10 protein-coding genes are annotated in these 9,831 nt (G+C 56.4%); 3 read left to right on the top strand and 7 right to left on the bottom strand.

Annotation, left to right across the window (positions count from 1 at the left end):
* The 3 genes from lpdA to phoU form a co-directional block, all read left to right on the top strand.
* Positions 1 to 1,555: dihydrolipoyl dehydrogenase (gene lpdA, locus ACEQU8_RS07240; protein ID WP_370262593.1), on the top strand; the 1,555-nt coding region annotated here is incomplete at its 5' end.
* Positions 1,556 to 1,709: 154 nt separating this feature from the next.
* Positions 1,710 to 2,363, top strand: a complete 654-nt coding sequence (gene rpiA, locus ACEQU8_RS07235) for a ribose-5-phosphate isomerase RpiA (protein WP_370262592.1) — start codon at positions 1,710 to 1,712, stop codon at positions 2,361 to 2,363.
* Between the two features lie 174 nt (positions 2,364 to 2,537).
* Entirely contained in the window at positions 2,538 to 3,239 is a 702-nt protein-coding gene (phoU, locus tag ACEQU8_RS07230; protein WP_370262591.1) for a phosphate signaling complex protein PhoU, read from the top strand.
* Positions 3,240 to 3,281: 42 nt separating this feature from the next.
* Here the strand turns inward: phoU and ACEQU8_RS07225 are convergent, their stop codons facing one another.
* The 7 genes from ACEQU8_RS07225 to ACEQU8_RS07195 form a co-directional block, all read right to left on the bottom strand.
* Positions 3,282 to 3,593, bottom strand: a complete 312-nt coding sequence (locus tag ACEQU8_RS07225) for a hypothetical protein (protein ID WP_370262589.1) — start codon at positions 3,591 to 3,593, stop codon at positions 3,282 to 3,284.
* A gap of 143 nt (positions 3,594 to 3,736) precedes the next feature.
* Positions 3,737 to 4,012, bottom strand: a complete 276-nt coding sequence (locus ACEQU8_RS07220) for an oxidative damage protection protein (RefSeq protein ID WP_370262588.1) — start codon at positions 4,010 to 4,012, stop codon at positions 3,737 to 3,739.
* A 2-nt stretch (positions 4,013 to 4,014) separates the two neighbouring features.
* Positions 4,015 to 4,596, bottom strand: a complete 582-nt coding sequence (locus tag ACEQU8_RS07215) for a dihydrofolate reductase (protein ID WP_370262587.1) — start codon at positions 4,594 to 4,596, stop codon at positions 4,015 to 4,017.
* A 14-nt stretch (positions 4,597 to 4,610) separates the two neighbouring features.
* Positions 4,611 to 5,405 (bottom strand): thymidylate synthase, encoded by a 795-nt coding sequence (thyA, locus tag ACEQU8_RS07210; protein ID WP_370262585.1) that lies wholly within the window; start codon positions 5,403 to 5,405, stop codon positions 4,611 to 4,613.
* Between the two features lie 76 nt (positions 5,406 to 5,481).
* Positions 5,482 to 7,260 carry an ABC transporter transmembrane domain-containing protein gene (locus tag ACEQU8_RS07205; protein ID WP_370262584.1) on the bottom strand — a complete coding sequence of 593 codons (1,779 nt, stop codon included), beginning with the start codon at positions 7,258 to 7,260 and terminating at the stop codon, positions 5,482 to 5,484.
* Positions 7,261 to 7,266: 6 nt separating this feature from the next.
* Positions 7,267 to 8,370, bottom strand: a complete 1,104-nt coding sequence (locus tag ACEQU8_RS07200) for a lipocalin-like domain-containing protein (protein WP_370262583.1) — start codon at positions 8,368 to 8,370, stop codon at positions 7,267 to 7,269.
* On the bottom strand, positions 8,367 to 9,831 hold a 1,465-nt coding region (locus ACEQU8_RS07195; RefSeq protein ID WP_370262581.1), incomplete at its 5' end, for an ABC transporter permease. The genes ACEQU8_RS07195 and ACEQU8_RS07200, both read right to left, overlap by 4 nt.

Here is a 9,831-nt window from a genome sequence, read left to right as displayed (position 1 = left end):
CGCTGCCCACAATGAATCACCAGCCAAATCCGAAGCTGCCAGCCCGGCCGCTTCAAGCCCAGCAGCGTCGCCTGCTGCGGCACCTGCTGCTTCTGCGGTCCCTGCATCGGCTGGCCCGGCGAGCAGCTACTCGGGCCAAGTGGACCACACTTGCGACATGCTGGTGCTTGGCGCGGGTCCAGGGGGGTATTCAGCGGCTTTCCGAAGCGCCGACCTGGGGTTAAACACCGTGTTGGTGGAGCGTTATAACACCCTTGGGGGTGTTTGCCTCAATGTGGGTTGTATTCCCTCCAAAGCCTTGCTGCACACAGCGCAGGTGCTCGAAGAAGCGCAACACATGGGCGACCATGGCATTGCTTTTTCCAAACCCAAAATCGACCTCGATAAACTTCGCGCGCACAAGTCGGGTGTGGTGGGCAAACTCACGGGTGGTTTGGCTGGCATGGCCAAGGGCCGCAAGGTAAAAACCTTGCACGGCGTGGGTAGTTTTATAAGCGCCAATCACCTTGAAGTGGTGGCCAGCGACGGTAGCAAGCAAGTGGTGCAGTTTGGCAAGGCCATTATTGCCGCGGGTTCGCAGCCAGTGCACTTGCCTTTCATTCCTGACGACCCTCGCATCGTGGATTCAACCGGCGCGCTGGAATTGCCCTTCATCCCCAAGAGGATGCTCATTATTGGTGGCGGCATTATCGGCTTAGAGATGGCCACCGTTTACTCTGCCTTGGGTGCTCGCCTGGATGTGGTCGAAATGCTCGACGGTTTGATGCAAGGCGCCGATCGCGACTTGGTGAAAGTATGGCAAAAGCGCAATGCGCCACGCTTTGACAACATCATGCTAAAAACCAAAACCGTGGGCGTAGAAGCCACCAAAAAAGGCATTTTGGTCAGTTTTGAAGGTGAGCAGGCCCCCAAAGAGCCGCAGCTTTACGACATGGTATTGGTGTCGGTGGGGCGCACGCCCAACGGTAAAAAAATTGGAGCCGACAAAGCCGGCGTGGCTGTGACCGACCGTGGTTTTATTCCAGTCGATAAGCAAATGCGCACCAATGTGCCCCACATTTTTGCCATTGGCGACATTGTTGGCCAACCCATGTTGGCGCATAAAGCGGTGCACGAAGCCCATGTGGCAGCCGAGGCCGCTGCTGATGAGAAGGCCTTTTTTGACGCGCGGGTGATTCCCAGTGTGGCGTACACCCATCCTGAAGTGGCATGGGTTGGCTTAACCGAAGATCAAGCCAAAGACCAAGGCATTAAAGTGGGCAAAGCCGTGTTTCCCTGGGCTGCTTCTGGTCGTGCCATTGCCAACAATGCAGACGACGGCTTTACAAAGCTGCTGTTTGATGAAGAGACCAAGCGAGTGGTGGGTGGCGGCATTGTGGGCATGGGTGCGGGCGATTTAATTGGCGAGGTGTGCCTGGCTGTTGAAATGGGTGCGGATGCCGTTGACATCGGCAAAACCATTCACCCCCATCCAACCCTGTGCGAAAGCGTGGGCATGGCTGCTGAAGTGTACAAGGGCGTGTGCACCGATTTGCCCGCCCAGAAAAAGAAATAAGCCGTTCTGTTTCTGTCTCCCTGTAAAAAGGTTTGGCCAGCAGCCCTCGTGGCGCTGGCCATTTTTTTAATGGCACCCCTGCGGCAGCTTTTTTGGGCTGGGGGTGCCTCGCGGTACAATGTCGGATTAATTTAAACCGTCTGCCTTATTCCCCATGGATGCACTTGCACTAAAAAAACTGGTGGCCCAGGCCGCTTTGCAATATGTTCAACCCAACACCATTCTTGGCGTGGGAACTGGCTCCACGGTGGATTGCTTTATTGATGCCCTTGGGCAAGCGGGCATTCCCCTCAAAGGTGCGGTGTCGTCCTCTGTGCGCTCAGAAAAAAAACTGCGTGACATTGGCGTGCCCATTGTTGATATGAACGATGTAGATCGGCTGTCTGTTTATGTGGATGGGGCCGATGAAATCGACCCTGCAAATTGCCTGACCAAAGGCGGTGGTGGTGCGCTCACCCGCGAAAAAATTGTGGCCGATATTTCAGACAAATTTGTATGCATTGCCGATGAGTCGAAGCTGGTGCCGCATTTGGGCAAGTTTCCTTTGCCCGTGGAAGTGTTACCCATGGCGCGAAACGAAATTGCGCGCAAATTGACCGCTCTGGGCGGAAGCGTAAAGCTTCGCGAGGGCTTTGTGACCGACAATGGCAATCAAATTCTGGACGTTTCTGGCTTGGTAATCACCGACCCGGTGGCGCTGGAGCAAACCATCAACCAATGGCCCGGGGTGCTTACCAACGGTTTGTTTGCCCTTCGGCGTGCGGATGTGGTGCTGGTGGCCACAGCCGATGGTATAAAAACACGTTAATCCCCTGTTTCCAAGCCAGTCTGCAAGCGCTTTTTGGCAAAAACGGTGGCACAATGAAGTGGCACGCAAGCATGGGCAGGGAATTTGCTTGACAAATCCTTGTCACACGTTTGTGGCACATTACTGTGGCACATTGTCGCGTTATTACATTCATACGGTGAAGGGACAACAAAGATGACAGAACACACCTCCAAACAATACGACGCAGAGTTGGAGTCGCTGCGTTCCCGTGTACTTCAAATGGGCGGTTTGGTGGAAAATCAGATCGTGTCTGCCATCGAAGGCCTGGGCGCAGCTGACACCAACATCTTCAAAGAGGTGATTCGGCGTGAGCAAGAGGTGAACCAGATCGAGCTTGAAATCGACGAGTTGTGTAACCACATTTTGGCCCGCCGTCAGCCCGCTGCGGTCGACCTGCGTTCCGTGATTGTCGCCATCAAAATGATCCGCGATCTGGAACGAATCGGCGATGAGGCCGAAAAAGTGGCCCGCATGGGCATGATGATCGCTGAAGCCGGCAAAAACTTTGTGCCCAAAGTGGATTTGCACCGAATTGCCAGCAATGCAATTGCCATGTTGAGGAAGGTGCTGGATTCTTACGCTCGGGTGAACGCTGTGTCGGCTGCTGAGGTGGTGCGTGCCGACCTGGAGGTGGACGACGAGTTCAAAGCGATTCTGCGCCAGCTTATTACATTCATGATGGAAGACCCCCGTACCATTTCACGCTCCATTGAAATTCTTTTCATCGCCAAAGCCATTGAGCGCATTGGTGATCATTCCAAGAACATGTCCGAGCACGTGGTGTATATGGTGAAAGGTCGGGATGTTCGTCACCAGGGGCCAGAGCGTATTGCTCAAGAAGCCCAAGGGAACTAACTGGCAGATCGCTCAAAAAAGCCCTCCGAACGGAGGGCTTTTTTATGGGTGCTCGGTGCTGCCGAGCATCAAATAAGCCACTGCGATTTTGCTGATGGTGCATGCGGCCAGGGCCGCAACGGTGTAAAAAAATACGCAGGCAAACACACCCAGAATTTCAAGGATGGCGCCTAGCCCATACATCAGCAGGGCCACCACCACCCAGCGCCACAAATACACTTTCAGGTGATGCCTGTGGGCCCTGTTGTGGCGCAAAGCAGCACTGCGTTGGTACAGTTCGCTCACATTGGCGTCGCGAAACATCCATTGAAAAAAAAAGTACCTGAACAGCACGCTGTGGGTGACGTTGGCCATGGTTTTGCTCCTTCCTCACCCGCCCAGTATGCTAGCTGCCATTCAATAAGAAAAGCCCCTTCAAATAGGGGCTTGGTATGCCATTGAGGCTGGATGGAAAAAAACAATACTCCGCGCAGCGCTTGGATGCGCCTGAATATGCTTTAGTCTGCCTTGGGGGGGACGTAACCTGCAGCACGCTCGGCGCCTTCACCAAAAAAGTGCTTTTCCATCTGCTCCATGAGGTATTTGCGAGCACGGGCGTCGGCCAGGCTCAGGCGGTTTTCGTTGACCAGCATGGTCTGCAGTTTTAACCACTCTTGCCACGCTTGCTTGGACACGTTTTCAAAAATCTTTTTACCCAATTCGCCGGGCGCTGGTGGGAAATCCAGGCCTTCGGCCTCTTTGCCCAGTTTGATGCAGTTCACGGTGCGTGCCATGTTCACTCCTTGTCTTTCAATTCTTGAATACGGCCATATTTTACAAAATCAAAGGTCCATGCGCGTTCGGCCGTGGCTGGATTGGGTAAACGTTGAATTTCTTTGAACTGTTCACGCGACCAGGTCGGGAAGTGTGCATCGCCCTCAAAAGCGTGGTGAATTTCTGTGATCACCAACTCATCGACCCACTGGCCTTGCAGGGCTTGCTGGTACAAATTGCTTCCACCAATTAAAAACACCTGGGGAAACTGCTGCAGCCAAGCGATGGCCGCTTCCAGACTGGGGGCCAGAGCCACAGCGGTTTGGTCGCCGGCAGGCAATGGGTGTGGGTAGTGCACCAATGGCCGGGGGGTGCCGTCTGCAGCCGGGGCGGGCTGCCATTGTGCGTTGGTGCTGACCACCACATTGAGCCGCCCGGGCAGGGGGCGATTGATGGACTCATAAGTTTTGCGGCCCATCAGCACGGGGCACCCAAGGGTGGTTTTTTTAAATAACGCGAGGTCTTCGGGCAATCGCCAAGGCAGGCTGTTGTTGATGCCAATGACGCCGTTGCTGGCCACGGCTGCTACAAGAGAAACTTTCATGCGGTACAAACAGGCTACACAGCCACTGGGGCCTTGATGTGTGGGTGGCTAACGTAGTCGACAATCTCAAAGTCTTCAAACCGATAGTCAAAAATGCTGTCGGGTTTGCGGTTGATCTTCAGCTTGGGCAGTGGGTAGGGCTCGCGGCTTAGTTGCAAGGCCACTTGTTCCATGTGGTTACTGTAGAGGTGGCAATCGACGCCAGTCCACACAAAATCGCCCACATCGAGCTCACCCTGCTGGGCCACCATGTGGGTCAACAGGGCATAGCTGGCAATATTAAAAGGCACACCCAGGAAAATATCGGCACTGCGCTGGTAGAGCTGGCAACTTAGCTTGCCATCGGCCACATAGAACTGGAATAAGGCGTGGCATGGCGGCAATTTCATGTTTTCAATTTCGGCCACATTCCAGGCGCATACAATGTGGCGGCGCGAGTCGGGGTTGTTTTTTAATTGCTGCATGAGTTGGGCAATTTGATCGATGTGCCTGCCATCGGCCGTGGGCCAGCTTCGCCACTGCACACCATACACTGGGCCGAGGTTGCCGTTTTCGTCGGCCCATTCGTCCCAGATGCTTACGCCATTTTCTTTTAAGTAGCGGATGTTGCTGTCGCCCATGAGGAACCACAGCAACTCGTGAATAATGGAGCGCAAATGCAGTTTTTTGGTGGTAACCAGCGGAAACCCTTCTTGCAGGTTAAAGCGCATTTGGTAACCAAACACAGAGCGCGTACCTGTACCTGTACGGTCCATTTTGTTGGTGCCATGGTCGAGCACATGTTGCATCAGGTCGTGGTACTGTCTCATGGTGTGCAGGGGGTAAAAACTAAAAGAGCGTTGTGTAAGTTTACCTGTTCGAGGGCGCAATTCAGCCAAGCGCCATTCAATCGACCAGCTTCACCATCTTCTTTTCGGCCTGTTGATCAATAAACTGCAACTTGGCCAGCTTGGCGTACAGGCCTTGGCGAGCCAACAACTCTCGGTGTGTGCCCATTTCCACAATGCGGCCCTGGTCCATCACAACAATCCGGTCAGCGGCCATCACTGTGGCCAGCCGATGGGCAATAATCAGGGTGGTGCGGCCATGTCGGCTCTTTTCGATGGCTTGCTGCACCAGGCGCTCGCTTTCGGCGTCCAGGCTGGCCGTGGCCTCATCAAGCAGCAGCAGTCCGGCGTTGCGCAAAATGGCACGAGCCAGTGACACCCGCTGGCGTTCGCCACCGCTTAAGCGCACCCCTTTTTCGCCCACTTCGGTTTGCAAGCCTTGGGGCAGGCGAGCCACAAAAGCACTGGCTGCCGCATCGGCCAAGGCCTGTTGAACCTCATCCAAGCTGGCCTGCGTTTGGCCAAAGCGCACATTTCCCTCAAGCGTGCCAGAAAATATCACTGGTTCTTGCGACACATAGGCGCAATTGGCGCGCCATTGCTCAAGGTGCAGGTGCTCCAAAGGCTGGTTTTCAACCAGTATTTGACCGCTGTTGACGTCGTACCAGCGCAGCAGCAAATTAAACAAGGTGGACTTGCCCGCACCCGATGGACCAACCACAGCCAGTGTTTCCCCACGCCGTATGTGGAGGTTGAAGTCGCGCAGCACAGGTTTGTCTGGGGCCGATGGGTAGGCACATTCGACATGGTTGAATTCGATGTGAAAGCCTCCCTGCTTGGGTGGGGGTGGCAGCCCGTGGCGGTGTATGGTGGTGTTCAGGTTGAGCAATTCCACCAAGCGCTCTGCCGCGCCGGCTGCCCGCTGAAACTCCCCCAACACCTCCGAGATTGCGGCAAACCCGCCACCCACAAAGGCTGCGTACATCACAAACTGGGCCAATTCGCCGCCGGTCATCTGGCCACTGCCCACGGCCCGTGCGCCCATCCACAACACCACCACCAAGCCAGAAAATGCCAGCCCGATGGCAACAAACACCAAAGCGGCGCGGTTTGCCGTGCGCCGTTTGGCGGTGTTGTAGGTGTGTTCACTGGCTTGTTCAAAGCGCTGGGTTTCAAAGTGCTCTTGGTTAAATGCCTGCACGGTGGTGATTTGGTTCAGCACCTCTTGGGCAATTGCACTGCTGTCTGCGAGCTTGTCCTGGCTGGCCCGCGAGAGCTTTCGCACGCGCCGGGCCAACACCACCACTGGCACCATGACCACCACCACCAACACCAACACAGCGCCAGACAACACCGGGCTGGTGAGCACCAGCATCACCAGGCCACCCAGCATGGTTAAGCCGTTGCGCAAAGCAAAAGACAAGCTGCTGCCCACCAGGGTTTGGATCAGGGTGGTGTCTGCTGTCAGCCTGGACAACACCTCACCCACTTTCAGGGTTTCGAAAAACTCTGGCCGCTGCAACAGCAAATGGCCATACACCTTGTTGCGCAAGTCTGCCGACACGCGCTCACCCAAGGTGGTCACCAAAAAGAAGCGCAAGGCGCTGGCCACCGCCAGCACGAACACCAAACCCAACAGTCCTGCGAATGCCCCTGTCAGCCCCTCTGGGCGCTGGCCCGCCAAAAACCCGCTGTCAATCAACCAGCGGAACATGATGGGCAGTGAAAGCGACATGGCTGCACCCAGCAGCAATGCAGCCACGGCGGCGGCAGTCCATGCACGATGGGGGGCCACCAAGTGGAAAAGGGTTGAACCCAGGGTTTTAAATTTGGACATACAGACCTACAGTTTCATGGGGCGATCATACCCGGTCATTTCCAGGTAGCCCTGGCCCCATGGTTCACCTTGCTCGGTTTTAACGCGCACTGCGCCCTCCCAATACAGCGTGCCCGTGCTGGCACGGCCATCCAGCTCCTGATCATCCATCAGTGGCTCCAGCACCAGGCGAAGGCCCCCGGCTGTGAGCTGCTGCGCCACAGGGTACTGCACGCCAGTGCTGCTCGATTTCCAGGTGCGCAACACCTTGAATTCCGCTTGGCCTTGCTTTGGCGATTGTCCGCTGGCTGGGCGCAAAGCGCTGTGGGTCCACACTGGGGGATTGTTGGGGTTTTGATGGCGAATTTGAAAGGCCATCAAGGATTCTCCATTTGAACCGTGCAGCCCAACCCAATCCCACCCTTGGGCTTCGGGCGCAAGCACGGTGCTGGACCACTCATGATCCATCCAGACCAAGCCTTGCGCCGGGAATGTTTTGCCGTCCACGCGGACTTCACCGGTGCACTGCATGTGCGGCAAGGTCATGTAGTGGCGGGATTGCGAGGGCAGTGGGCCTTTTCGCGAATAACCGTGTGCCCCTTGTAGCCATGGGGCTTGTGTGGTGACCATGCGCAGATCAAGCCCAAGCTGTTGGGTTTGGATATTGCAGTGCCACTGCTCCCCTTGCTGGGTCTGCAAGTGCCAGTTGGGCAGGGTCAGGTTAAGCACCTCAACATCGGTGGTTTTTATGTACGCTCCGCCACTGCCCGCACGGCGGGCAATCTGGCTGTGCACCAGCTTTCCTTTGTTGGGCAGAGCCAATGCGGCATGGGCCAGCAAGAGTTGCTTGGGTGCAAACTGGCTGGGGTTCTGCACATTCACATCGGGTGCAGACCTAAAAAAAGTGATTTGAACGCCAAAGGGTTGTGGTACGCCAGGGCTTGTAAACCAGCCTGTGAAATACCACCATTCGGTGCGAAAGGCGAGATGAACACCATGGTCCCGCGGCAATGTGATGGTCTGCTCGCTTGAAGGCTGGGCATACACCCTTGAGTGAATGGCCAAGGTTGCGTGTTTTGGCCCAAGCAGGGCGCTGGCCGCCATGGCTTGTAAGAGGGCCCGCCGATTCATGCCCAATCCTCCTTGAGTTGACCAAGCAGATGTTGGCCCAACTTGCCTCGCAAGGCCAGCATCACGGTGGTGGTGGACATGGCAAGCAACACGCCCACCATGATGGCCAGGTCACGCCAGGGAACGTGCCAGTTCATGGTCCAGTGAAAAGACTGGGGGTTGACCACAAAAACCAGCACTGCAGCAAAAGCCAGGCCCATCAATAGGCCCACACCGGCTGCCAGCAGGGAGGCCAAAAACGCCTCTCGGGCGATGAGTTTTAAAAGGGTAGAGCGCTGCGCGCCCAGGGCGCCCAGCAGCGCAAATTCGCGCTTGCGCTGAAGCGCCATGGCCGAAAATGTGGTGCCCACGCCAAACAGGCCAATGACCACGGCTGCAATTTCAAGCAGGTAGGTGACGGCAAAGCTGCGATCAAAAATATCCAGGCTAAGTTGGCGAATGTCCCCAGGCTCGGCAAAATCGATCCGCCCATGCAGGGGGCTGCCCGCCAATGCTTTTTCAATGGCTTGTATGGCCTGTGCCACGGGCACCCCTTCGCGTGGCCATGCCGCTGCTTGAGTGTCTTTGAAAGCAATACCGTGCTCACTGGCCAGCAGTGCTTTGGGCAGCACAATTGCACCGTGTTGACGGGTGTAGTCTCGCCAAACGCCCATCACCGTGGCGCGAATGGTTACGCCGCCATCCAGCGTAAAGTTCAAGGGGCTGCCCACTTGGGTGCCGTACAAATCGGCTACAGGTTCGCTCACCCACACGGGCAATGTGCCGGGGAGGGGGGAGTCTATGGTTGGGCCGGTCATGGGCAAACGGGCGCTGGCCGCCTCAACGGCCAAGGGGCGTGAGATCAATTCGACCGCCGGGCGAGCCGGGTCAAGAATCAGGGGTTGCTGGCCCCAGAATTCGGCCTGGGTCAACTCTGGCAGACGGGCGATTTTTCGTTGTAGGTCGGGCGGAAAGGATTGCGTTTGCTGGCTTTGCGGTTTCATATAAAGCGGCGCAGGCAGCACTTGGTTTAGCCAGTCATCCAGCGAGATCCGAAAGCTGTTGATCATGACGTGCATGGCCACCACCAGCGCAAAACTGGCCACCACCCCGCTCAAACCGACAGCAAGCAAGTTGGGCGTGCTGGCCAACCGGGCTCTGGCCAAATGCCCCAAGTGTTGCAGGGTGGGTGGATGCCGAATAAACCACCTCACCAACAAGCCGGTGCAGGCGATACCACCAAACAGGCCCAGGCCCACAGAGAGGTAGCCCCCCAGAGGCACACTGCCTTGCGGAGGTATCCAGAGGCAGGCCACAGCCAGGCTGCACAGCAGCAAGCCCAGCCAGTGGGCTTGGTTGGCAAATTGCAGCCCGGCCTCCTCTGTGCCCGCACGCAAGCGTTGCTGCAGGGCCATACGCCCTGTTTGCAAAGCCGGTGCAAGCCCACCGATGATGGTGGCCCCTGCACCAAACAATGCGAAG

Origin of the sequence: Limnobacter sp. (assembly GCF_964228395.1) — a bacterium.
Lineage (GTDB): Bacteria > Pseudomonadota > Gammaproteobacteria > Burkholderiales > Burkholderiaceae_B > Limnobacter.
Note: the sequence above shows the minus strand (reverse complement) of the source record. Positions and strands in the feature narration are given on the sequence as shown.